The following is a 26581-nucleotide window of genomic DNA, read 5'->3' on the forward strand; positions in this document are numbered from 1 at the left end:
AAGTCTCCTCCTTATTTTTCATCTATAGCATCAATTCCTGGTAATACTTTTCCTTCAAAGAATTCTAATGATGCTCCTCCTCCAGTAGAAATATGAGTCATTTTTTCATCTAATCCTGTTTGTTCTACTGCAGCAGCACTATCTCCTCCACCTACTATAGTAGTACCATTAGCTTCTGCCATAGCCTTTGCTATTGCCTCAGTTCCTTTAGCAAAGTTAGACATTTCAAATACTCCCATAGGCCCATTCCATACAACTGTTTTAGCCTCTTTAACTGTTTTTGAGAATATTTCTATCGTTCTTTCACCTATATCAAGTCCCATAGTATCTGAAGGTATATTTTCTACATTAACAGTTTCAAAATCTACATCATTTTTAAACTCCTTAGCTACTACCGTATCCACTGGCAATAGTAAGTTAACATTTTTTTCTTGAGCTTTATTTATTAGTTCTTTTGCTAAATCTACTTTATCTTCTTCTACAAGAGATTTACCTATTTCTAATCCTTTAGCTTTTAGAAATGTAAACATCATTCCTCCGCCTATTAATAAGCTATCTACCTTATCTAGAAGATTTTCTATTACTCCTATTTTATCTGATACTTTAGCACCACCAAGAATTGCTACGAAAGGTTTCTCAGGATTTGACATAGCTTTGCCCATTATTTCTATTTCTTTTTTTACTAAATATCCAACAGCAGAAGGTAAGTGTTTGCTTACTCCTACATTAGATGCATGTGCTCTATGAGCTGTTCCAAATGCATCATTTATATAAAGATCTCCTAATGAAGCTAATTCTTTAGCAAAATCCTCTCCATTTTTCTCTTCTTCTTTTCTGTATCTAGTATTTTGTAGTAAAACAACATCTGAGTCTTTCATTTCACTTACTATTTTTTTAGTATCTTCTCCTACTACTATATCATCATCAGCAAACACTACTTCTTTTCCTAATAATTCTGACAATCTTTTAGCCACAGGAGCTAAACTATATTTAGGATTTGGTTCTCCTTTTGGTCTTCCAAAGTGAGACATAACTACTGCTTTACCACCATTTTCAATTATGTATTTTATAGTAGGTATAGCACTAGCTATTCTTCTATCATCAGTTATTTCTTTATTTTCATTCATAGGAACATTAAAATCACATCTAACTAGAACTCTTTTACCTTTGACATTTAAATCTTCTAAACTTTTTTTATTAAGCATCTTAGTCCTCCTTATGCCATAAAAATCTCTATTTTTAAAGAAGAACCGGTCTAATAGATATCTACTAAACCGGACTTCTTTTAATATATTATTAACTATATTCCTTTGTTAACTATATATTTAGCAAGGTCAACTACTCTAGCTGAGTATCCCCATTCATTATCATACCATGATACTACTTTTACCATGTTATCTATTACCATAGTTGATAATCCATCTACTATTGATGAACGATAGTCTTTTCTATAGTCAATAGATACTAATGGTTCTTCTGAGAATCCTAATACTCCTTTTAATGGTCCTTCAGCTGCTTCTTTTAATGCTTTATTTACGTCTTCAGTAGTAGTTCCTTTTTCAACTTCGAATACTACGTCTACTACTGATACAGTAGGAGTAGGAACTCTCATTGCAAATCCATTTAATTTTCCTTTTAATTCAGGTATAACTAATGCAACTGCTTTAGCAGCTCCTGTAGTTGTAGGAATTATTGATTCAGCTGCTGCTCTAGCTCTTCTTAAATCTTTATGATCTTTATCTAATATTTGTTGATCATTTGTATATGCATGAACTGTAGTCATTAATCCTTTATTAATTCCAAATTTATCTAATATAACTTTAGCAACTGGTGCTAAACAGTTAGTTGTACATGATGCATTAGAAATTATATGATGATTTTGTGCATCATATTTCTCTTCATTTACTCCCATTACTACAGTTATATCTTCATCTTTAGCTGGTGCTGTAATAATAACTTTTTTAGCTCCACCTTTTAAGTGTCTTGAAAGACCTTCTTTATCTTTGAACGCTCCTGTTGAGTCTATAACTAGTTCTACACCTAATTCTTTCCAAGGAATCTCTTCTGGATTTCTATGGCTAACAACTTTTAATTTTTTACCATTTATAACCATATTGTCTCCATCAACTTCAACTGTTCCTGGGAATATTCCATATAATGAGTCATATTTGAACATATGTGCTAAAGTATTAACATCACCTGAACCATTATTTATTGCTACAACTTCAAAGTCTGTAACTCCACTTTCAAAATAAACTCTTAAAACATCTCTTCCTATTCTACCAAAACCACTAATTCCAACTTTTACAGTCATTAAAATTCCTCCTCAAAAGTTATATTAAGCTACTTAAATGTAGCAGTACTAACAATATTTAATATTTTTTTTGCTGCACCTTCATCAGTTATAAGTGTCATATCTTCCTTTAATCTACAAATAGATATGATTGCTTCTGCTTTATTTTCTCCACTAGCTACACCTATTATAGTTTTTATATTTTTAAAATCTGATAAAGATATTCCTATAGTATTAGTCTCCCATATAATTTTACCTTTGGTATTAAAATAATGTCCAAAGGATTCTGCAACTGCTCTATTTTCACATAAATGTTTGACTACATCGTCTGAAAAATGTCTTCTACTTGCCATAATGTCGGCTCTTCCTATACCAAATACTAACATATTTATATTTCTCATAATATCTACTACTTCTTTTATTTCTTTTACACTTAATAGAGCCTCCATAGCTTCTTCACTAAGGTTATCTGGCACATGAAGTAATTTATAGTTTCCACATAATTTTTGAGCCAATTTTGCAGCTATGTTATTAGCTTGTGTTTCAACATTTTCTCCAAGCCCACCTCTAGCAGGTAAGACTAATAAATCTGATTTCTTTTTATAAACAGGCATTTCTTCTGCTACTTGAGCCATAGTAGTTCCACCAGTAATACCGATTATACTATTTTTTTCTAACTTATCAACTATATAGTTCGATGTCGCTTTTCCTATATCTTTTAATATAAGCTCGTCTTCATCTGAATTTCCAGGTACTATAATTACTTTTCTTATATTAAGCTCTTTTTCTAATGATTTTTCTAAATAATTTAATCCTTTAAATCTATGTATCTGTTCTTTGAGCCTTTCTACAACATCTTTTCCTTCTTCAGTAATACTCATTCCTATAGTTTCAACAGATAATAGTCCTTGGTCTTTAAGTACATTAATTTCTGTCCTTACAACTCTTTCTCCTATATTTAGACTATTTGCTAAGGCTCTTCTTCCAATAGGCTGATTATAATATATGTTCCTTAAAATATTATACCTTTTTTCTAGTGTTTCTATCATTTCAGGAACTATTTTCTGATATAAAGAGAGTAAGTCATTCATTTAAGATACACTCCTTATGAGCTTATAACTCATACTTTTCACTATATGAGCTATTTAACTTTTTATGACAATAATATTATGTCTATATGAACATTTTTTATCCTATAACTAACAATTTTAATGCTCTTCCTCTAATAAGTAGCAGATAAAAAACTCATCTAAATTAAGTTTCATGTTATTATAGATAGGTCTAATTTAATTAGTATGGTCTAAAACTGTCCCATCACTAATAAAAGCATCCCACTGAAACTACATTCATCAACATAACTTATCTTTCATCATTGATTATAATTTAATAATGATAAAAATTCAAGTTAATAAGAAAATTTTTATAAAATTTATACTTTTTTATAGTTGACAAGGCTAAAGTTACATGTCTTAATTTATCATAAACTGAAACTAAAAGATACAAATTTGAAAAATATTTAACAATTTATATATTTTTTAATCTAAATACTATTCTGTATTTGTATCTTTTAGCTCAGTAAATTAACAAGATATGATTTATAAAGATTAAACTTAAGCCTTATCCTATATCATGTTTAGTATAAGGTTCTCCATTAGCTGCTGGACCCGATGATTTTCCTACAAATCCAGTTAATACTATTAAAGTTAATATGTATGGCACCATAGCTAATATTTGAGTTGGTATATTGGCACCCGTTCCTCCTAGATATACTATAAGTCCTTGTGCTGCTCCAAATAATAAGCAAGCTAACATAGCTCCTTGTGGCTTCCACTTTCCAAAAATCATAGCTGCCAGTGCAATAAATCCTTGCCCAGATATAAGAGTTGGTCTAAAGTTTGATACAACTGCAAGACTCATAGCTGCTCCACCAAAACCAGATAGTATACCTGAAAGTATAACCGAAAAATATCTAATCCTATGTACATTTATCCCAAGTGTATCAGCTGCCTTTGGATGTTCTCCAACAGATCTTATTCTTAATCCTAGTTTAGTTTTATATAGCATGAACCACATTATCAGTACTAATAAAAATGACAAATATACAGTTATATATTGATTAAAAACCAGGTCAAGAAATGAGTTATTTGAAAAAATTTCATTAAACGGTCTTGGCATCTTATGATTCAGATCTATAGGTTTTGTCATTGTAGTTCCTTCAAAAAATATTCTACTTAAGAACAATGATAGACCTGAGCCAAGAAAGTTAATTGCAATTCCAGAAACTATCTGATCTGCTTCGAATGTTATAGAAGCTATAGCATGTAGAAGTGCTAAAATGCCTCCACCTATTCCTGCTGATAAAAAAGCAATCCATGGATTACCTAAATAATACCCAACAGTAGCTCCTATAAGAGCCCCTATAGTCATCATACCTTCAAGTCCTATATTTACTACACCTGAATTTTCTGATGCTACTCCTCCTAAAGCTGTAAAAATCAAAGGTGCTGCATACATCAATGTTACACCTAAAATAAAGCCTATATCACTTAAATTAATCAACTTTCACCTCACCTCTTCTCCTTTTAAACTTTGACGCTATTATTTTTATAAAACTAGGCATAGATGTAAAAAACACTATAGATCCAATCATAATATTAATAACCTCTGAAGGTGCTCCCATAGTAGATTGTATCTTAGGTCCACTATACTTTAGAGCTCCAAATAAAAGTCCAGACAGAACACTTCCTAAGGGAGTGTTATTTCCCAATAAAGCAACTGCTATACCATCAAACCCGCTTCCTTCCATAAAGGATAATATAGCTACTTCTTTAGTAACTCCAAGCACATGTATAGCTCCTGCTAATCCTGCTAATATACCACTTATAAACATAGAAGTTAATATGCTTCTTCTAACATTTATTCCACCATACTCTGATGCATCTTGATTAAGACCTACTGCTCTAAGCTCATAACCTAGTGTTGTTTTTTGTAGTATGTACCATACCATAATTGCACATAAAATAGCTATTATTATTCCCCAGTTAACTGGAGCAGATAGTATCTCTCTTAGAAATTTACTATTTGAAAGAAATTCTCTTCCAGCATCAGTTCTTTTCCACTGTTGAAGGATTCCTATACTAGCAGAGTCTAGTATTTTATATGAAGCTTCACTTTGTGGCCTTCTAAACTTCTCCCAGGAAACAACGTAGTTATTCAAATATAAGGCTATCCAATTTAGCATTATAGTTGATATAACCTCATGAACTCCGAATTTTGCCCTTAAATATCCAGCTATACTTCCCCATAGCCCTGCTGCTATACCTGCTCCTATTAAAACAACTATAGCGTGTATAACTAGAGGTAGTTCTAAAAAATATCCTAATAAAGCAGCTACTAATGCTCCTATTATGAACTGGCCTTCTGCTCCGATGTTAAACAGACCTGTTCTAAATGCAAATGCAACAGATAACCCTGTTAATATTATTGGCACAGATCTAATAATTGTCCAAGCTATGTATTTAGGCCTACTAAATACCCCCTTAAACATAGTTGAATAAACATCAAATAAATTAAATCCAACTGCTGCTAATATTAGTCCTCCTACTAAAAATCCCAGTGCAATAGAAACTATAGTAAAAATTACCCTATTCCTTTTCATTTCCAGCACCTCCTCCAGCCATCATATATCCTAACATTTTTTCATTTGCTTTTTTAGAATCAACTATACCTACTATAGTTCCGTTATATATTACAGCTATTCTATCTGACACATTTAATATTTCATCTAATTCAAATGATATTAATAGAACAGCTTTATCCTTATCTCTTTGTTCTACGAGATACCTATGAACAAACTCTATAGCGCCAACATCAAGTCCTCTTGTAGGTTGAGCAGCTATTAATAAGTCTGGATCATTAGTTACTTCTCTAGCTATTATTACCTTTTGCTGATTTCCTCCTGATAACTCAGCTACTTTTACATTTTCATCATTTGGTCTTACATCAAATTTTGAAATAAGTCGTCTTGAAAATTCTCTAATATTTTTATAATTAAGTTTACCTTTTTTAGAAAAAGGATCTTTCTTATAGTTTTCCAGTATCATATTTTCATATATGCTAAAATCTAAAATCAATCCTCTTTTTTGTCTATCTTCTGGTATAGTTGAAATACCACTTTCTATAATTTCCCTAGGAGTTTTATTGGTTATGTCCTTATTATTAATATATACCTTACCAGAGTCTATTTTCCTTAGTCCTGTTATTGATTCTATAAGTTCACTTTGACCATTTCCATCTACTCCAGCTATACCTAATATTTCTCCCTTTTTAACTTCTAGTGATAATTTATCTAGCGCCTTTATACCTCTGTTATCTCTAACGCTTATATCATCTATTTTTAAGACAGTATTTCCTGCCGATTTTTCTTTCTTTTCAACTGCAAATCTTATTTCTCTTCCTACCATTTTTCCAGCTAATTCTTCTTCAGTCACTTCACTTACCTTTACTGTATCTATATACTTTCCTCTTCTTATAATAGTGCAATAGTCTGCTGATTTCTTTATCTCACGTAATTTATGAGTTATTATTATAATAGATTTTCCTTGACTAGTTAAATTATTTATTATTTCTAAAAAATCTTGTATTTCTTGAGGAGTTAATACTGCTGTAGGTTCATCTAGTATAAGTATATCTGCTCCCCTATATAATGCCTTTAAAATTTCTATTTTTTGTTGCATACCTACACTTATCTCGTGTATTCTTGCATCAGGATCTATATTGAATCCATATCGTTCTGACAATTCTATAACTTTTTTTCTAGCTTCTTGAATATCAAGGTATCCAAAACCTTTAGTAATCTCCATACCTAATATTATGTTTTCAACTACCGTAAAAGGCTCTACTAGCATAAAATGTTGATGTACCATTCCTATTCCTTTTTTTATAGCAATATTGGGACTATCTATATTTATTTTTTCGCCCCTTACATATATTTCTCCAGAAGTTGGTTGATATAATCCATAAAGCACATTCATAAGAGTAGTTTTACCAGCACCATTTTCTCCAAGTAGTGCATGTACTTCTCCTTTATGAAGAGTAAGACTTATATTATCATTTGCAACAAAGTCACCAAATTTTTTAGTGATATTTTTCATTTCTATTACTTTATCTTTAAAATCTATATTATTCAATAGGACACCTCCTACATCAATATCTATAGCCCAGATTCAACAATCTGAGCTATAGATTTATGTTTTATTATTTAAGTGTGTTTAAATAATCTTTATAAGTTTTTTCATCATTTGGAACATTTATTTTTCCATCTACTATATCCTTTTTAAGCTTTTCCACTTCATCTAAAATTTCTTTTGGAACATGCTTATTAGAAGTTGGAGCTATGTCAACTGCATTATGCTCTAATCCATAAACTATAGTTTTTCCACCTTCAAATTTTCCTTCTTTTAAAGCTTTAACTAAATCATAAATTCCCACATCTACTCTTTTCATTGCCGAAGTTATTACATTATCTGGAGCCAAGTAGTTCTGATCTCTATCAACTCCTATAGCATACTTTCCTTGTTCTTTAGCTGATTCTATAACTCCATCTCCAACTCCGCCAGCAGCATGGAACACAATATCTGCTCCCTGTTGATACATAGAGTTTGCTATTGCCTTCCCTTTTGCAGGATTATCAAAGGATTCAGCATATTGTCTTAAAACTTGTACGCCTTTGTTAGTAAGTTTGTTTGCATAAGCAACGCCTGCATGATATCCATAATCAAATCCATCTATTATATTACTTTTGATTCCACCTACAAACCCTACTTTTCCTGTTTGACTCATTTTACCTGCTATGTATCCTACTAAAAATGAAGATTGCTCTGCCTTAAATACTACTCCTACTACATTTTCTGGAGTTTTATCTCCATATGAATAATCTACTATGGCATATTTTTGATCTGGATTCGATTCTGCTGCTTCTCTAAGAGCATCTCCAACTTTATACCCTATACCCCATATTAAATCATTATCTCCATCTAAGAGCGTCTCCAAGTTAGGGATATAGTCTGCATCTTGCTTTGACTCTTGATATGAAGCTTTTATTCCTAATTCTTTTTCTGCTCTTTGAAGCCCTTCCCAAGCTGATTGATTAAAAGATTGGTCATTTACGCCTCCAACATCTGTAACCATGCCAACTCTTACTTGTCCTTTATTCTTTGCTCCTTGCTTTTTATTTTCTTGTTTTTTACCACTAGTACTACACCCTACCCCTAGCGTTAACACTAGCGTCATAATGAGTAATAATGATGTTACTCTCTTAAACATGAAAATCTTCCTCCTTTTTCTCATTCATTCTTCATATACCTTTTATTTTATGAGTTTAACCACTTATACTTAATGATATTCAATAATCCTCATCACTAGACTTAAAATTTACAGTGCCTAAGATACATTGATTTTTTAGTTGTTTAATTATTTACTATTTAGTATATTATTTAATAAACATTTGATTTTATATGAATAAAAAAATAAAGAGCAACAATATTTAATAAATACTGTTGCTCTTTATTTATGAAGAATGATTTTAAAATTTTTACAGTTTTTAGCTCTTTTCTCCTATAAGCTCATATTCTTTAAAATCATATACAACTAATGTTTTTTGAATTATTATTAGCCAATTATACTAAAAATAAAAATATCATTTATCATAATATGTATAAATAAGCTTCTCAAATAAAGAAGACTTCAGAAATTTAATTTCTGAAGTCTTCTAAAAAGTTATTGTACAAATTCTGCTTTAGAAAGAACTTCCGTAGCTTGCTCTATCTTAGCTTCATTTACCATAACTATAGGTCCAGTACATCCCATTCCACTTTCAGCATATATACCGTTTTTCCATAATTCTTTAACAGCGTCTTCTAAATCCATTATATCAACACCTGATATAGAACCTGTAACTACTTCTTTTGGAGGAGCAGTTACTTCTTCTTCTTGACTTGCTGCTTTTTTATTATCTTTTTTAAGACCTTTTAATATATCCGATAGTTTAGCCTTATTAGCTTTCTTAAATTCTTCTGCTGATATATTAGCAACATTTCCTTGTGCTAGTTGTCCTGCATATTGAATAGCATTAGCTATAACTGGAGCTCCTGATGCTCTTGATACTATTAATATAGTTCTGTCATATCCTTCGCCTATTCCAGGACCATATCCATACCCTGTAGCTTCATAGCTTCCTCCAGTTGTATATGAAGAGAACATTTTCATAAGAATGTTTCCAGTTAAAGAGTCTGTTACCATTACGTCTGGTGTTCCTGTTAATAGATCGTTACCTCTCATTACACATCCACCATCTGATCTCATTGACTCAACAAAGTTTATATCATATCCGTTTGATTGTAGTTCTTTAAGTGCTCTTTCAACCGGTCTAGCTCCATCAACATTTAATATACCTACTGTTGGCTTTTCAATACCCATTGCTTTAGCAGTAACTATTCCGTATAAAGCATTTTTAACCATACCTTCAACTCTATGAGCTGATGATGTTCCAGTTGTAGTTGCTATGAACATTTCTTTTCCTTTACCAGGAGTTACAACTCTACCTACAGTTGATACTCCTATAGGGAAGTTATAATGCATAGTTACAATACTTTGAACTTCACCACTATCTAATAAACTTTCCATAACTTTATGTTGTTCTTCTTCTGTATTAGCCTCATAGACTTTTAGGTTTGTATCTGATTTTGGTCCAATTAATACAACTTCTATATTTGGATTACTTTTTTGTGCAAGCTCTGCACCTTTAATTACATTATCTACTCCGTGCTCACTTCCAAGAACTGTAATACCTACCGTAACTTTTTGACCAAATTGACCCGTTTCTATAGCGTCAGCTATATCGCTAAACACCTTTCCTATCATGCTTTTTATATTCTCTGACATTTAAATCACCTCTAATTTCCTAATAGATGTGACGCAAAATCTCTCATTGCTTCCGCAACTAATTTCTTAACTTCTTCTTGTGAAACTCCTTCGTTTCCGTCTACTTTTCCACTATTTTTTTCAACAACTATTGATACCCCGTCAAATAGGTTAGTCATACGTCCTAAGAATAAGCTACCTTTACCAACTATCATAGCTCTATTAATTTCTCCATTTAACATAGCATCTCTACAGAATCCTACATAAGGTACTCCTGATGGAATATGTCCTTGAGTTGGAGCCCACCCTGGTAATCCGTGTTTTTCACCAAATGTAGCAACATCTGCTCTTTCTAGCTCTCCTCTTTTAACTCCTAAAGCAGCTATCATTTTATAGTTAGCAGCTGGAACATCTCCTGCACCTGCTGGTTTAGTTATATCTGGATTTTGCATTTCAACTGAATATTTATCTATATCAGTTATTTTTAAGTCACCTTTATCAAGTGGTGATGTAATTAATGAAGTTATAACAGCCTGTGGTGATGAACCTGTACCAACTGTATGACGTCCTATTAAGTCTGTTCTTAGTATAGGGTTAATTCCATCGTTTTCACTTACTAATACAGCGAATCCACCTACTACGTCTTCTAATATTGGAAGTTCCTTCTTAACATGATCTTTACCATTCATACCTAATTTAGCTGAAGCTCCACCAGCTACTAATACAACATTTTTGTATACTCCTGCTTTAACTAAAGCAGCAGCTTCAATTAATGCATGAGTTGGAGCTGCACAGAATCCTCTTGTGTCTGAACCTGTTGCATTGATACAACCAGCAGTTTCTGCTATGGCTTTAGCGAAGTTACCTCCACCTCTTTGATTCATATCTCCACATGCTTCTTCTGAACATTCTATTACATATTCAACTTCTGTTGGATCTATATTATTTTTAGCAATTAAATTTAACATAGATAATACTCCAGAAGCTTTAACAACTAAGTTTTCAAACATAACATGAGCATTTAAGTTAGTATCTATTTCATGAGCTCTTTTTACACAACCTACAATTTCATTGTTGTTATATATAGCTTCTGCATGATGTTCCTCTATTAAATCTTTGATAGTATCTATTTCTTCACCATCTTTAACTTTAGCAACTAATTCTTCACTTATAAGTGGATGATTAGTTAACTTTTCTTTAACTGAAGTAGCAAATGATTTTTCTAGTTTTACTAAGTCGAAAGCATCACAAATTTGCATTAATGCTATAAACTCATCTTGTGGCATAATTTCTCCATATTTTGCAAATCTGTCTGCACCTTCAATTTTTTTATCTTGCCATGGTGCTCCCATTTTACCTAATTCTTCTGGAGTTATTCCTCCTATATAAGTTTGGTTTGGTGGGTAGCTAACTACCTCTTCAAAGCTACGAATATGCTCTGGAAGTTTTTTTAAATATTCTGATTCTGGATTAACAATTCTTTCTGATGTTTGAGTTGTACCATTATGGATTATCATATCTGGTGTATGTACTAATACATAACCAGCCCCTTTTAAAACTGGAAAAGACATAACTTTCACCTCCAAGTATTTTAAAGAATTCTTATCTAAATAAGAATTCAAATAACCAAAAAACTAAGATTTACATAATTATTACAAATAAAAGCTTCTTATAATTTATATTCGCAGCTCACAGCTATAGACTACTGAGAGCCTATTTTATTGTAAGATATCTTTTAAATGGGTGATGAAAATCACCACCCATTTAAAAGTATTAGTCTCCAGCTGCCAGCTGCGAATTGCAGCTAGCAACAAAATTAGTCTTCAAATACAGTTTGTCCGTCTACCTCTGTAGATAAAGCTTCTAATGCTTTCTCAACTAATTTTCTTCTTAATGCTTTTTCTTCTTCTTTGTCTAAACTTGGATTTCCAAGTGGGTGCGGTATAGCTATAGTAGGAACTATCCTGTTTGCACCAACTGTTAATGATATTGGTACTACTGTACACATATGAACAACAGGAATTCCTGCTCTTTCAATTTCTTTTACCATTGTTGCACCGCAACGTGTACAGGTACCTCAGGTAGATGTTAATATAACCGCATCTACTCCATCAGCCACTAATTCTTTTGCAAATTCACCTGCAAAAGCTTTAGAACTTGCAACAGCAGTACCATTACCTACTGTAGTATAGAAGTATCTGTGAAGTTCACCGATTTTTCCTTCTTTTTCAAATTCTCTTAATATATCTACTGGAATAACTCTATCTGAATCTTCATTAGCGTACACTGGGTCATATCCACCATGTGCAGTTTCATAAGTTTCAGCAGTTAAATCATCTACACCTTGTATATCATATTTACCGTATTTCGATGCACTTGATGATTCAATATGGTCTGGGTTTCCTTTTGGAACTGTACCACCTGAAGTAACAATAGCTATTTTAGCCTTTGTTATGTCTTTAACAGCTGAATTTGGTTCAACCCTATCGAAATCTGGCATCGGGAATTCAGTAACAAATTCTTCACCTTTTAGCTTTTTGATAAGCATATCAACAGCTCTTTCTGAACCTCTTTTATCAACAAAGACATTCTTTCTAATTCCTCTTGACATATATCCTTCTTCTGAAGGCATACCAAGACTTTCATTTTTAGCTAGTTTAAGAGCTAACTTTGACATACTTTTAACAGCATTTCTCATACCAGCAGCACTGTTTTTAGTTTCAACTATATATACGCTCTTCTTGAACATATCTGCACCAGGATTTTCTATATACATACCTGTTAGTGCTGGTATTCCTAATTCACTTTGTACAGCTTCTGTTATAGATCCGCAAGCAACTCCATATCTACCTGCATTAAATGCTGGTCCTGCAATGAATAAATCTGGGTTGTACTTTTTAACCATATCTATGATAGTCGCTTTAGCTTCTTCCATATTTTCATTGAAATAAGAGTCTCCACATATTATAGTAGCAACTATTTCTGCTTCGTCTCCAAAGTTTTGCTTAAATGCCATACCCGGACCTACAATACCTTCTCTTACTTCTGGCTTATGGTCAGCTTTTTCTTCTCCACCGATTCCAGCGAAGAATTGGTTTATATAATGAACAACTTTTATTTTACTCATTGATTTCCCCCCTCTCATATTTTTCGGGTTCTTTAATTAATCGTTAAATTTAGAATATTCGCTTCTGATGTTTGTCATTTCTTCGATTATTTCATCTACGTCTAATACCATTTCCATCATGCCGATTTGATCATCGTAAACATCTGCGTCAACTTCATCTTTAAATTGTGGTTCTACTACGTGATATACTCTGAGTCCTAACTGAACTCCTGTTAATGGACCTGCAAAAGTAGGGTCTCCGTTTGTAACTGTTTCAGCAGCTAATCCAGCTGATTCAGCTTCAGCAGCACCGATAAGAACTACTACGTTCTCAGCACCATGCTTTTCTGTTAAATCTTTAACCCTTTGTTGATTTTCTAAGTCCATTGATCCTGCAGCCGTTCAGACGAAACATTCAGTTGATGAGAATACTATTTCAGCACCAGTTGATTTTAAACATTCTTCAACAGCTGGTCCTGGGATTCCATCTCTGTCGCCTATGATGATTACTTTTTTTCCATCATATAATCCCATAACTACACTTCCTTTCTTTTATTTTGAAATTATTTTTTATTTTTAATATCCTCTAGCTGTTAACTTGTTAAATCCTAACTCGTTAGTAGCTCCTGTTATAGCTTGTAGCTCAACTACAATTGATCCATCTTCTTTTAAACTTCCATCGAATCCACCAGCAATTGTATTAACTGGATCTAAATATCCAATTACCTTGTCCATTGGAGGTAGCTCGATAACTTCATTAGCATTACCACCTGTAACAACTGCATTTGCTAATGGGTCAGCATCTGCTAATGATTGAGAAGCTCCATCTCTACCAGCATATTCATCTGTTACAATAACAGTCTTAATGCCTTTTTGCTCTATTTTTTTACAGTTCATTATTAAGTCTGTATCTGGGTTACCAAAACCTTCTTGTGAAATGACAACTCCATCTACTCCTAAGAACTCAGCTAATTTAGCTGCCCAGTTTGATGATCTCTCTTTATCTGCAAGGTAAACATTTTCGTTAGTTATTATTACACCAACAAAGTTTAACTCTTTACCATGCTTTTCAAATAAATCGTGAACAACTGGATTGTTTAAGTGATGATAAGTTGTGTTTTTGTCACATGCAGAAACACAGTTACCACTTATGATTGCTCCATCCATCAATTCTGTTGGATTGATTAATGTTGATAGAGTTTTTTTAGCATCTACACCATATACATAAGTGTCATGCATTAATCCTTGACTTTGAAGCATTTGAACGTAAGCTACTCTTGGAAGTTCTGGATACTTTTTAGCACCTTCTAAAATAGATAGTGTTTCATAATCTTTTACTTCATCTGGTGTTACATTTCTACCAGCTTCTCCTAAATAAGCAGCTGCTTTTAGTCCAGCAAATCTCAATGCTTTTTCATGCTCATGTTGTTTCAAACCATCTACAGGTTGACAAACTAATACAATATTGTTTGTTTTTGAAAATGGTGTATAGTCTGCTCCTGGTCCAGTCATATCAACTATACCTTCTTGGAATGCAACTACTTTACCTGTTGTAACAACTGCAGCGCCTTTTAATACGTGAGTTCTTCCTGATCCTACAGTATCAACTTTTGATAATACTCCAGGGAAGATTCCACCAGGTCCTTCAACCTTAACTCTTGGTTCAATTACATCCTTAACTGGAGTAATTCTTATGCTTTCACCTGGTCTTGCTAACTCTACGTCGACACTCTTTAAGTTTTCATCAGTGCTTATTTCAGCTATAAGCTCCTCTTTGTTAACATATAAAGTGCCATTTTCTACTTTTGTCTCACTACCAAATTGTACATCTTTAATGAAAATATTACCTAATTCTAGGCGCATAGAGTTCACCTCCTCTTAGTATTTCAGAATGAATATATATTGTAATCCCAGATAGTAAGGTTATACCTTACTATCTAGGGCAATTACCTAATTTATTTTCTAAATATATTTTTTAATCATATTTTCTATATTTTCTGGTGTAGCATCTTCCTTAACTACTTCATCTATTTTATTGCCATCTTTATATATGGCTATTACTGGTAATCCTAATATTCTTTGTTGTATAGCAAGTCTTCTAGCTTTTGTAGTATCCAATTTACAAAACTTAATTTTGTCACCATATTTGCCTTCTAATTCTTCTACAGATGGCATTAATGCTTTACATGGTTCACATCCTTGACTCCAGAAGTCAACTAAGATGTAACCTTCTGATTTTAATACTTCTTCCTCAAAACTAACTTTATCAACAGCTAACATTTAAAACGCCTCCTTAAGCTATTTTTGAAATTCATTTTCAATGTATTTCTCTGCTTGAATAGCTGCAACTGCACCATCAGCAGCTGCTGTTATTACTTGTCTTAACGGCGTAACTCTACAATCTCCTGCTGCAAACACACCTGGAACATTTGTTTTCATACTACCATCAGTCTTGATATATCCATTTTCCATATCTATAACGCCTTCAAAAATATCCGTTTGAGGATTGAATCCTACAAACACGAAAACCCCAAAAGTACCATCATCTTCATTTGCTACTATTTCAGATTGTTCTCCAGTTTTGAGATTTTCTAAAACTAAAGATTCTACAATTCCTTCACCTTTAATTTCTTTTACTTGAGTGTCCCATATAAAATCAATCTTTTCATTTTTAAATGCCTTTTCTTGTATAGACTTAGCTGCTTTTAGCTTATCACGTCTATGTATGATTGTTACTTTTCTAGCAAACTTGGTCAGAAATATAGCTTCTTCAACTGCAGAATCTCCACCACCTACTACATATACATCAAAATCTGTGAAGAAATCCCCATCACAAGTTGCACAATATGAAACACCTTTACCAGTAAATTCTTTTTCACCTGGACATCCTAATAGCTTTGGTTTAGCCCCTGTAGCAACTATAACACTTTTAGCTTGATATTCACCTTTGCTACCTTTTATAATTTTCACCTTATCAGTCAAATTCACTTCTTTTATTTCATCCACAATTCTTTCTGCACCAAACTCATCTGCTTGACTAACCATTCTTCCTATTAGTGATGGTCCTGTAGCATTTTCGACAGAACCTGGATAATTAGCTACTTCATTAGTAGTAACTATTTGTCCACCTGGCTTTTCCTTTTCTATGACAAGCGTTTTCATCTTAGCCCTTGCTGCATATAGTCCCGCTGACAATCCTGCTGGACCGGCTCCTAATATAACTACGTCATAAATATTACTCATCCACATCACTCCTTTAGTTTTATGTTTCAAATATACCCATTATTATTATGCTTTATTCTGGGTAGTATTTGTTACAATCTTTTCTATACATCTTAGTAAGACCATAGATTTTTTCTATATGAAAAGATAAATTTTTTTATCTACGAGTGAGCAACGAAAATTCCAACGTATAACGTATACAGAATACAAAGTCTAAGTTATTAGTTTTATTAATTTTCTTATTTAGATATCTCTGGATAATACATTGTCTACTAAAGATAAGTCTACTACTTGAAAATCATCTAGTATTAATTGATTCCAATCGGGTGTTTGTTTGTTCCTTATGAATTTTTTAGCTGTTAAAATACTACTTTCTATAATAATTATTGAGTCAGTATCAACACTACTATATTTCTCTTTTGTAATTAATACAGTTTTATAAGGAGTCTCATTAGGTTTTAAACTACTTGATAAAGGATGCGTAAGTAATTTATGTCCAATATGTATCTTATCCCTTATTATATTCAGTATTTCCAAGTAGCTTACTTCATAATATTCAACATTTTGATTATTTGCATATTTTTCAAATACTAATGGATTATTTGTTATTAATATTATATTCACCTATTTCACCCCTTGATTGTTAAAAAAACAACTATTATCTGCAAACAAAAAACAGAATAGAGACTATTGCCTCCACTCTGTCTATGTAACCTGAGAGATTCTTCTTTTTCAAGAATTGCTCCTTCGGTGCTATAAGCTTTTCAGAGTACTGTCCAAATACGGTCCTTTTGCCTGAGAGTTTCATCAAAAGCGGCAAACTTAATGACTTACCCCTTCGGCGCCAATTATTGGTCTCTCCCGCATTTTTCAACCAGTAAGCTTTATTATGTTAAAATTTTTTAATTGTTAAATTAGAGTCAATCACTCTTCACACTCATTATAATATAAAAACCATCTATACACAATACCATTTTCATAAATTTTATTGATACTTCTTGTATTAATTAATAATATTTTATGACTTTTAGTCTATTTTTGTTAGCTTAAAAGGTTTATTAATAATATATATCTTTTTATTAATATTTCCTAACATCAGTTTTTTTATCAAAGTTTAATGTTCTTTCAAATAAAAAAAGTAAGGAAAATAAATTCCTTACTTTTTATTCTAAAGCGTCTAATATATACATTGCTATATTTGAACAATGATCTCCAACTCTCTCTAGATTACTTATTATGTCTAAGTAAATTATACCTGAACTTGGTTGGCATCCTTGATGGTTAAGTCTTTCAATATGACTTGCTCTATATTTCTTTTCCATTACATCTATTTCATCTTCATCTCTAATCACTTTTCTAGCTATATCTGGATCTGCTGTTTTAAACGCTAATAATGCATTTTTATATAATTCTTGTATCTTATCAAACATTAAACGAAGTTCTTCTATAGCATCATCGCTAAACCAAAGATTGTTATCTATTCTATACTGTGTAAGTTCTGCTATATTATCAGCATGATCTCCTATACGTTCAATATCATTTATCGCATGAAACAAAGTCGTTACAGTAACATTTTCTTTATCAGTAAGAGGTATACCTGAAAGCTCTACTAAGTGATTTGTTATTCCTCTTTCTAATTCATTTATTCTCTTTTCTTCATCAAATACCTTGTGTGTTAATTTTTCATTTTTTGTATAAAAAGAATCTAGTGCAGTAGCTAAGTTATTTTGTACCATCTTTCCCATTCTTAATACTTCTTTTGATGCTTGACCTACTGCCACTGACGGAGTCTCCATAATTCTAGTATCTATATATTTTAAAACCTGATCTTCTGTTTCTATATCACCTTTAATTAAGCTTTCAGCTGCTTTAACTAGTAATCCTGCAAATGGAAGTTGTACTATTACATTTGCTAAGTTAAAGAATGTATGAGCATTAGCTATTTGTCTCTCAACATTTCCTGGAGACAATCTTAGCACTAATTCTCTAGTTGGATATTGTAATACTAGCATGAATAAAAGTGTACCTATTACGTTAAATAAAAAATGCATAAATGCTGCTCTCTTTGCTGTTCTGTTAGCTCCTATACTTGATAAAAGTGCAGTTGTAGTTGTTCCAATGTTATCTCCAAATAATATCGGCAATGCCATTCCTATATCTATAAGTCCTTGACTTGATAATGCTAATAAAAGTCCTATTGAAGCACTACTGCTTTGAAGTATAGTTGTTAATCCAAATCCAACTAATAAACCTACTACAGGATTGTTAAGACTAGATAGTAAATTTATAAAAGTTTCTGATTTACTAAGAGGCTTCAAAGATCCTGACATCATATCCATACCAATAAATAAAATACCAAAGCCTATTAATATCTCTGCATATTCTTTGTGCTTTTTATTAGAAGAAAATAACCATATTGCAACCCCTATACCAACTATAAGTGGAGCTGCATCCGAAAGATTAAAAGCTATTAACTGTGCTGTTACTGTAGTACCTACGTTAGCACCCATTATTACACCAACAGCCTGTTTTAATGTCATAAGACCTGCGTTTACAAATCCTACTACCATAACTGTAGTAGCACTACTACTTTGAATAACCATAGTTACAACAGCGCCTACTAAAACTCCCATTATCCTATTACTAGTAAGAATCTCAATAAGCCTTTTTAGTTTTTCACCTGCTGCTTTTTGTAAGCCTGTCCCCATCAAGTTCATTCCATATAAGAACAAACCTAATCCACCTATTACTCCAAAAGCTATTTGCATATTAAACCTCCTATACTTTTTTGTCCTCTATAATTTTTATGTCTATACTATAAATAGATTTAATATTTTAACAAACCCAATTTTAATACCATGTTAAATAATAATACATATTTAAATCCTTTTTGTTAAATCCATGTTAAATTTGTTAAATTAAAATACAAAAAGTAAAATTTTGTTTACAATATCCTAAACTAAATTTGGAAAGTTAATTTGCCTTAATGCTTCATATAGTATGATAGCTACAGAGTTAGATAGATTAAGAGACCTTGCTTTTTCTATGTCAACCATAGGAATCCTCATAGTCTGATTCTCATACTTTTCTAAAATATTTTTTGGTAAACCAGCTGTTTCTTTCCCAAATACCAAGAAACAATCATCCTCAAATTTGAAATCAGAGTAATTCATCTTTCCTTTAGTTGTGGCAAAATAGAACTTACTATTATCATATTTTTCTAATAACTCGTATATATTTTCATATGTATGTATATCAACTAAATCCCAATAGTCTAATCCTGCTCTTTTTACATATTTATCATCAAGGGAAAATCCTAGTGGCTTTATAAGGTGTAGTGATGCTCCTGTAGCTGCACAACTTCTTGCGATGTTTCCTGTATTTTGTGGAATTTCTGGTTCAAATAGTACAATATTTATCATAATAATATGCCCCCTTATTTATTAAATCTTCAATATAGATTTTATACATATATCATTATATTAACAATACTATTTATTTTAATTTTACTCATGAAATTGAATAGGACCAAATGCTATTATGAATTCTTGTTCAAATAAACTAAATGGAATATAAACAATTTTTCCGTCGTCCAACATATATCTATAATTATCTCCATAAATAACTCCTATAGAAGTCATCTTTGGATAAGTTTCTTCATGCTTTAATTTCAAACATGAATTCCCTATAATTAATTTAGTCATTTCTAGTATTATATTAATACAGGATTCATCAATTATTACAATAGGTACACCTAATATTTTAGATGCAATTGTTAATCCTAGTTCTTTTGGCATACTTATAGTAAATTGAAAAGATACGTCATCTATTATAACTCCTGAAATAACTGTAATATGATTATTAAAAAATATATAATCCTGTACTTCTACTTTTTTATCTAATAAATCTATATTTAATAACTGTTTTATAATATCTTTACTATTTTCTCTAAATGCTTTTACTATATCTGTATATACTATGCTAATTCCTCCTTTACACAAATAAAAATAGACTCTAAGATGTCCTTAGAATCTATTATTATATATAAACTATTTATTTATACTATACATGTTTAAATATAATTATTTAGCCAATAATTAATTTCTCTATAGCTTTTGCTACCCCATCGTTATCATTAGTATCTGTTACCATATCAGCTATAGATTTTATGTATTCTTCTCCGTTTCCCATAGCAACAGCCATTCCAGCATATTTTAACATAGAAGCATCGTTATAGCTATCTCCTATTGCTATTACTTCTTTACAATCTATCTTAAGTCTTTTACATAGCTTTTTTAGTGCATTTCCTTTAGATACTCCTAGATTCATAACCTCTATATTATTATGCCATGAGCTAACTACTTCAATATTTTCGTTTCCTGCTAATTCTTCTCTTATCTTCTCCTTTTTTTCTTCATTATCTTCTATTAATACTATTTTGTAAAAGTTAATATCAGGTTTATTTAGTATCTCTGAATAATTTTTTACTACTTCTATATTAATCCTATCATCAGAACATTGTTTTTTATTCCATTCTAAGTACATTAGAGCTGTCTTTGTCATTTCTTTTGCATAATAAGTATTGTTTCCAAAAAAGTGATAATACGTATTATATTTATTTGCTAACTCTATAGCAAATTTTAAATCTTCTTTACTTAAAAAATCTTCAAATAAGATATCCTTTCCATCATGGCTAGATATATATGCTCCATTACAAGATATTATAGGAGTTTGAATCCCAAGCAACTTAGCATAGTATCTACTTGCTGTAAATACTCTTCCAGTAGTAATTATAACTTTTACATTCATTTTACTTGCTAACTTTATTGCTTCTCTATTTTTCAGTGAAATTTCATTATTACTGTCTAACATTGTCCCATCCATATCAATAGCAATTAGTTTATACTTCATTTTCATCACCTCTATGTTATTTATACATTCTTTTATTTTTTCGAAGAAGGTATATAAAGAACGGTCCTCCAAGTATAGCTGTAACTATACCTACTGGTATTTCTGTAGGAGATATTATTGTTCTAGCAACAGTATCCGCAAATGATAAAAAAATTCCCCCAGCCAGTATAGAGCACGGTAATAGGTACTTGTAATTAGCTCCTATTATAAGCCTAATTATATGTGGAACTATTAATCCTACAAATCCAATAGTACCGCTTATAGACACCGATATTGCTGTTATAAGTGATGATACTATTAAAAGTATTAGCTTTGTTCTCTCCACATCTATTCCAAGCCCTTGAGCTGACTCTTCTCCCATTAACATAATGTTTAAATCTCTATAATAAAATAACAATATTAAAAAGCTTATAAGTGCAATTGGTAGAAACGGTATCAATCGATCCCATCCTTTTCCTGCAAAACTACCTAAAGTCCAATATATTATCTTATCCATATCCTTAGTTGATATAATCATCATAAAAGATAGCATTGATGTAAGTAGTTGACCTATTGCTACCCCAGAAAGAAGCAACGTAGTTATAGGAATCTTATTCTTTACTCTAGATATCCAATATACTAAAAAAATCGTTGATAATGCTCCTATAAATGCCCCAATTGAAATAAGTGATATATTAGAGCTATATCCTGTTACTCCTAAAACTATAAATATTCCAGCTCCAAAAGCAGCTCCTGATGAGATTCCAATTATATAAGGATCTGCCATAGGATTCTTAAATAATCCTTGTAGCACTGCTCCTACTCCTGCTAGTGAAGATCCTACCAGCATTGATATTAATACTCTAGGTATTCTAATGTTTAGTATTATGACTTCAGAGGATTTTGGTATATCGCTAGTATCTATAGATTTATTTATTAAAGGAATTTTCGATAAAATTATTCTAATAGTATCAATAACCCTTATATTAGCTGATCCTATTGTTGAAAATACAGCTATACTTAAACAAATTAATATAATTAATATAAATAAAACAAAGATAGGCTTATTATTATCTTTTATTTTATATTTAATCATTATTATCCCTACTTATCTAAATTATTATATATACTAAATTAAGGGTTCAAAGTATTTGAACCCTTAACTTTCTACTACGTTAGATTTTATTTAAAAAGTTCTGGATGTAGGCTTTCAGCAACTAATTTTAATCCTTCTGTAATTCTTGGTCCTGCTCTTGAAACAAGATTATCATCAAGAACGTATACTTTATTATTTTTTATTGCACTTATACTTTTTAACTGAGCTACAGATTTTAAATCATTCTCACTTCTTCCATGATTAGTTAATATATATACATCTGGATTCTTTTCTATAAGTTTTTCTACACTATACTGTGGATATTCTCCCTTAGCATCTCTACCAATATTCTCTCCACCAGCTAAAGTTATAAATTCATCTACAAATGATCCTATCCCTGCTGTTGTAAGAGGTTCATGCCATACTTCATAAAATACTTTAGGCTTATTTTTTATATTTTTAACTTTGTTAACTACTTCATCTTTCTGCTTGTTTATATTATTAATTATTTTTTTAGCTTGACTCTTAGTATTTGTTGCTATACCAACTCTTTCTAAAGTCTTATTAACATCCTGTATAGACTTTGGGTCTAGAGTTAATACAGCTATTCCTGCTTCTTTAAGCTTTTTATATGTATCTTCTCCAACTATTCCTGTTTGAATAACTAAATCTGGATTGAGCTCTATAATTTTTTCAATATTTGGATCTTGAAATCCACCTATTTTTTGCTTTGACTTTGCTTCTTCAGGATAATCACAGTAATCTGTTACACCAACTATCTTATCATCTAATCCTAATGAAAACAAAATTTCTGTATGATTAGGTGCTATTGATACTATTCTTTGTGGTTCTTTATCTATACTAACCTTATTTCCAAAGTCATCCTTAATTTTAACAGGATAGTTTCCTTTACTAGCTTCTGTTTTACCTGCATTCTCTTCTTGATTATTAGTGTTATTATTAGAACAAGCTATTAATAATGATGATACCATTAAAAGTATTAGAAATAAAATTGATATTCTTTTAAAATTGTTTTTCATGTTTTTCTCCTTTCGTGTATTAAATAAGTATTTTTTATAAATTAGTTTATACCTAAATAACCTAATTAATAATCATTATAAACTATTCCAGCGACAAACTCATTTTTGACTTAATATTTATATTTTCTTTTGATATAGTACCCTTATCTTTATCACCTTTAAACAGTATTATATTTCCTTCTCCATTTTTAATTGAATTAAAACTTATATTTGCCTTATCATCTTTTATTCTTATCATTATCCAATATACATTTTCATCTATTCTTCTAATTACTACTTTTTCAGATTTAAAGTTTTCATGTTCTGTAGCTATTATATAATCGTCACTATGTTTTATTTCTACTTTCGATATATTTATTAAAATCATACTATATATAGTATTATAACTCATATACTCCAAAATATCTGTAGTTTCAGGAATAGAAGTATTTAATATATCAGATAATGGATATTTACAATCATATAGTATATCTGTATGAGAACTGTTTATGTATATCTTTTTTCCATAAAAATTCGCACTATCACATGTTACAGTTCCATCTCCTAGGGTGGTTTTTATTGCATAAATAGGCTTTCCATCTTTCCACTTTTCTCTATTCTGTTTTGGTTCTCTTATACATATATGAGTATCAGTCTCTACCCCAGTTCCTATAATTATATAATTTTTAATCCCTTTATTTTTAAATGTTCCTTTTCCTTTATTTAAACTATTTAAAAATTCATTTTTTTCTGCCATTTCATATATATCCACATATTTTTTATTTTTCTCCTTGTCTTCAATAAATAGATAATCTCCGTATTCATATGTAGGTAACAACTCCTTAACTGAAGGAACCATTTTTCTAATTAGTTTTATATCACTTTTCTCTCTATTTTTTAATTTAAATATAAATAGAAAGCCTAGTTTTAATAATTTATAAAAAATATTTCTTTCTACATCTTCATATGGTAAATGTCCTCCACTCCAGAAATAATATGCATTTACAGATCCATAATTAGGTGTAGCTATCATTATAAACTTATTTATATCTTTTTTATAATTATCACTTTGAATATAATATCTAGTTACTATACCCCCCATACTGTGACTTATAATATTAACCTTATTTTTTCTTGTTACTTTTTTAGCTTTTTCTATCATTGGTATAAGATAGTTTTCTGCAGAATATGCATTAGATTCTCTCCAATTATAATAAGCAATAAATAAATTCTCTTCTTCCTTATATCCCATCCTTTCTAACATATTAATCATAGGTCTATAAACAAATTCAGATAATCCGAAATCATATCCTCCTGTGCCTGGTAATATACTTTCCCCTAAAGAACCCATTATGCCAGGAATAAATACTATAGGCGTATCATCCTTTTTTAATAACAACCTCTTAATAAATCCCATGTACATATTCACTCCTAAAAAGACTTTTTATAATTCATATGCTAATAATTACTATAAAATTTCATAAAAAAACTTAACTAAAACTAGAATTTAATTATATTATTAAGCCTTCATTATAAATTCTAATTAGTTAAGTCTACTATTTTAAAACTCTTTTATTTTTTATTATTTTGATCCTTTTCTTATTATCTGTTTTTTTGGCTTGTAGTAATCTTTGTGTAAAAGACCTTTCTCTACTACAGCTCCATTTTCATATGTTACTTTATAAGTATTTACTCTATATCCAACTCTTCCTTTTTGTGATACAACACTTTGACCTGGTTTTAGGGATTTATCTATTATTGTTTCAACTGTTGGTTTAACCCTTTCTACTATTTCACTTTCCATTTTTATAACTCTATTTGGATTCTTCTCTTTACCAAATAGTTTTATTAAAAGCTGATTACCCATTACATCTGCCTTTATATATATTGGCCAATCGAATGTATTTTTAAATTTTAGATCTAAATAATCATAAGCTACAGTAGCATCCTGACCATGCGGAACATATCCTACTGGTAAAGCATGATGGGTTCTTGCAACTATCTGTGTATTTGATAGTACTGCCGCATTATAAAGAGTACTAGATACTTGGCATACTCCTCCACCTTCTCCTGGAACAAACTCACCATTAACTATTATCGTTGCGTCCTTATACCCTGCACTTTTACTCCTAGGGCCTGTGGTTTTATTAAAAGAAAATACTTCTCCAGGCATTATAGTTTTTCCATCTATCTTACTAGATACAAGTCTTATGTTATGAACTCTATTTGCATCATTTGTTCCAAATGTAGTTGAAAATGATCCTATTTCCGTTTTTATTTGGCTTAAAGTTTCTTTAGTTACTGTAGGCTTAACTTCATTAACAGGTATTTTAATAAAATCTTCATTTTCTATTTTGTCTATAATTTCACTTTTAAGTTTCTTTTCATCAACTTCTAATCCTGATTCTTCAGGCGTTATTGTAAACTGACCATTGGAATATTGAATTTTGGCTTCTTTTTTATCTTTATTTACATCTTTTTTTATTGATGATATCAGATCATTTATTTTATTTTCATCTTTTACAATATCCATAGATATGTTTTTACCATTAAAGCTAACACTTATAATATCCCTTAGTCTCTTTACTATATTTCCTTTTCTTCCTATATCAAAAGCTTCTTTAACTCCTTTAGAATAATCATATGTTATACCCAAGTCCTTATATTTTACATCTTTTTTATAACTGTCATGTTGTAACAACACTTGTTTACTTTTTACGGCTTTATCTAGCTGTTCTTTTAAACGAGTCTCTGCATCTATAGTATTTAAAGTGCCTACAGATACTCCATTTACAGTAACACCATTGTATATTGTTTTTTTACTTAAAATACTATAAGAAAAAATTCCAATAGTAATTATAAGTAAGATAAAAAATATTAGTATAATTTTTTTAATTGTACTACTGTTAATCTCCATTTTCTCCTCCAAATTTATTAAGATTTTATTATAATATGTTATTAAACCATATATTGATATAAATATACTTTATGAATTTATCAATATATAAGTTATATATAATAAATATATAAATTTT

23 protein-coding genes and 2 riboswitches are annotated in these 26581 nt (G+C 30.8%); all 23 genes read right to left on the bottom strand.

The features are described 5' to 3' along the window. Positions 1–11: 11 nt before the first annotated feature. The 23 genes from CLPU_RS01390 to CLPU_RS01505 all read right to left on the bottom strand — a co-directional run bounded on the left by CLPU_RS01390 (position 12) and on the right by CLPU_RS01505 (position 26463). Positions 12–1205, bottom strand: coding sequence for a phosphoglycerate kinase (locus CLPU_RS01390; protein WP_050353845.1), 1194 nt, complete (start codon positions 1203–1205; stop codon positions 12–14). A gap of 95 nt (positions 1206–1300) precedes the next feature. Beyond that, complete coding sequence (gene gap / locus CLPU_RS01395; protein ID WP_050353846.1) at positions 1301–2314, bottom strand: type I glyceraldehyde-3-phosphate dehydrogenase; 1014 nt, start codon at positions 2312–2314, stop codon at positions 1301–1303. Positions 2315–2343: 29 nt separating this feature from the next. Beyond that, entirely contained in the window at positions 2344–3384 is a 1041-nt protein-coding gene (locus tag CLPU_RS01400) for a sugar-binding transcriptional regulator (RefSeq protein ID WP_050353847.1), read from the bottom strand. A gap of 526 nt (positions 3385–3910) precedes the next feature. Then, a complete protein-coding gene (locus tag CLPU_RS01405; protein WP_050353945.1) occupies positions 3911–4807 on the bottom strand; it encodes an ABC transporter permease in 897 nt (298 codons plus the stop codon). Positions 4808–4844: 37 nt separating this feature from the next. Next, positions 4845–5951, bottom strand: a complete 1107-nt coding sequence (locus CLPU_RS01410) for an ABC transporter permease (RefSeq protein ID WP_050353848.1) — start codon at positions 5949–5951, stop codon at positions 4845–4847. Next, the gene (locus CLPU_RS01415) at positions 5938–7446 is read right to left on the bottom strand and encodes an ABC transporter ATP-binding protein (RefSeq protein ID WP_200898445.1); all 1509 of its coding nucleotides are present in this window, start codon (positions 7444–7446) and stop codon (positions 5938–5940) included. The genes CLPU_RS01410 and CLPU_RS01415 overlap by 14 nt, the downstream gene beginning before the upstream one ends. 103 nt (positions 7447–7549) lie before the next feature. Then, positions 7550–8617 carry a BMP family lipoprotein gene (locus tag CLPU_RS01420; RefSeq protein ID WP_050353849.1) on the bottom strand — a complete coding sequence of 356 codons (1068 nt, stop codon included), beginning with the start codon at positions 8615–8617 and terminating at the stop codon, positions 7550–7552. A gap of 453 nt (positions 8618–9070) precedes the next feature. Next, positions 9071–10234 carry a glycine/sarcosine/betaine reductase complex component C subunit alpha gene (gene grdD / locus CLPU_RS01425; protein ID WP_050353850.1) on the bottom strand — a complete coding sequence of 388 codons (1164 nt, stop codon included), beginning with the start codon at positions 10232–10234 and terminating at the stop codon, positions 9071–9073. Positions 10235–10245: 11 nt separating this feature from the next. Further along, positions 10246–11784: a glycine/sarcosine/betaine reductase complex component C subunit beta gene (grdC, locus tag CLPU_RS01430; protein ID WP_050353851.1), complete on the bottom strand. Its 1539-nt coding sequence runs from the start codon at positions 11782–11784 to the stop codon at positions 10246–10248. A gap of 245 nt (positions 11785–12029) precedes the next feature. Continuing rightward, positions 12030–13340 (bottom strand): glycine reductase complex selenoprotein B, encoded by a 1311-nt coding sequence (gene grdB, locus CLPU_RS01440; protein ID WP_082154016.1) that lies wholly within the window; start codon positions 13338–13340, stop codon positions 12030–12032. A gap of 36 nt (positions 13341–13376) precedes the next feature. After that, the gene (gene grdA / locus CLPU_RS01445) at positions 13377–13853 is read right to left on the bottom strand and encodes a glycine/sarcosine/betaine reductase complex selenoprotein A (protein WP_082154017.1); all 477 of its coding nucleotides are present in this window, start codon (positions 13851–13853) and stop codon (positions 13377–13379) included. 42 nt (positions 13854–13895) lie between these two features. Beyond that, positions 13896–15182, bottom strand: a complete 1287-nt coding sequence (locus CLPU_RS01450) for a glycine/sarcosine/betaine reductase component B subunit (RefSeq protein ID WP_050353855.1) — start codon at positions 15180–15182, stop codon at positions 13896–13898. 99 nt (positions 15183–15281) lie between these two features. After that, entirely contained in the window at positions 15282–15599 is a 318-nt protein-coding gene (trxA, locus tag CLPU_RS01455) for a thioredoxin TrxA (protein WP_050353856.1), read from the bottom strand. Positions 15600–15617: 18 nt separating this feature from the next. Next, on the bottom strand, positions 15618–16562 hold the full coding sequence (gene trxB, locus CLPU_RS01460) for a thioredoxin-disulfide reductase (RefSeq protein WP_050353857.1): 945 nt from the start codon (positions 16560–16562) through the stop codon (positions 15618–15620). A 222-nt stretch (positions 16563–16784) separates the two neighbouring features. Further along, positions 16785–17165 (bottom strand): GrdX family protein, encoded by a 381-nt coding sequence (locus CLPU_RS01465; protein WP_097677521.1) that lies wholly within the window; start codon positions 17163–17165, stop codon positions 16785–16787. Positions 17166–17238: 73 nt separating this feature from the next. Next, positions 17239–17313: riboswitch (glycine riboswitch) on the bottom strand. Position 17314: 1 nt separating this feature from the next. Further along, positions 17315–17415: riboswitch (glycine riboswitch) on the bottom strand. Between the two features lie 289 nt (positions 17416–17704). Next, on the bottom strand, positions 17705–19309 hold the full coding sequence (locus tag CLPU_RS01470; protein ID WP_050353858.1) for a Na/Pi cotransporter family protein: 1605 nt from the start codon (positions 19307–19309) through the stop codon (positions 17705–17707). 186 nt (positions 19310–19495) lie between these two features. Then, a complete protein-coding gene (gene trmL / locus CLPU_RS01475) occupies positions 19496–19963 on the bottom strand; it encodes a tRNA (uridine(34)/cytosine(34)/5-carboxymethylaminomethyluridine(34)-2'-O)-methyltransferase TrmL (RefSeq protein ID WP_200898432.1) in 468 nt (155 codons plus the stop codon). 84 nt (positions 19964–20047) lie between these two features. Next, on the bottom strand, positions 20048–20542 hold the full coding sequence (locus CLPU_RS01480; protein WP_050353860.1) for a hypothetical protein: 495 nt from the start codon (positions 20540–20542) through the stop codon (positions 20048–20050). 85 nt (positions 20543–20627) lie between these two features. Next, complete coding sequence (locus CLPU_RS01485) at positions 20628–21452, bottom strand: Cof-type HAD-IIB family hydrolase (protein ID WP_050353861.1); 825 nt, start codon at positions 21450–21452, stop codon at positions 20628–20630. Positions 21453–21468: 16 nt separating this feature from the next. Beyond that, a complete protein-coding gene (locus CLPU_RS01490; RefSeq protein WP_050353862.1) occupies positions 21469–22527 on the bottom strand; it encodes a FecCD family ABC transporter permease in 1059 nt (352 codons plus the stop codon). 86 nt (positions 22528–22613) lie between these two features. Beyond that, positions 22614–23567, bottom strand: coding sequence for an ABC transporter substrate-binding protein (locus tag CLPU_RS01495; RefSeq protein ID WP_050353863.1), 954 nt, complete (start codon positions 23565–23567; stop codon positions 22614–22616). Between the two features lie 82 nt (positions 23568–23649). After that, a complete protein-coding gene (locus CLPU_RS01500) occupies positions 23650–24963 on the bottom strand; it encodes a lipase family alpha/beta hydrolase (RefSeq protein ID WP_050353864.1) in 1314 nt (437 codons plus the stop codon). 165 nt (positions 24964–25128) lie between these two features. Then, positions 25129–26463, bottom strand: coding sequence for a VanW family protein (locus tag CLPU_RS01505; protein WP_050353865.1), 1335 nt, complete (start codon positions 26461–26463; stop codon positions 25129–25131). Positions 26464–26581: the final 118 nt, after the last annotated feature.

It is taken from the genome of Gottschalkia purinilytica, assembly GCF_001190785.1.
GTDB lineage: Bacteria > Bacillota > Clostridia > Tissierellales > Gottschalkiaceae > Gottschalkia_A > Gottschalkia_A purinilytica.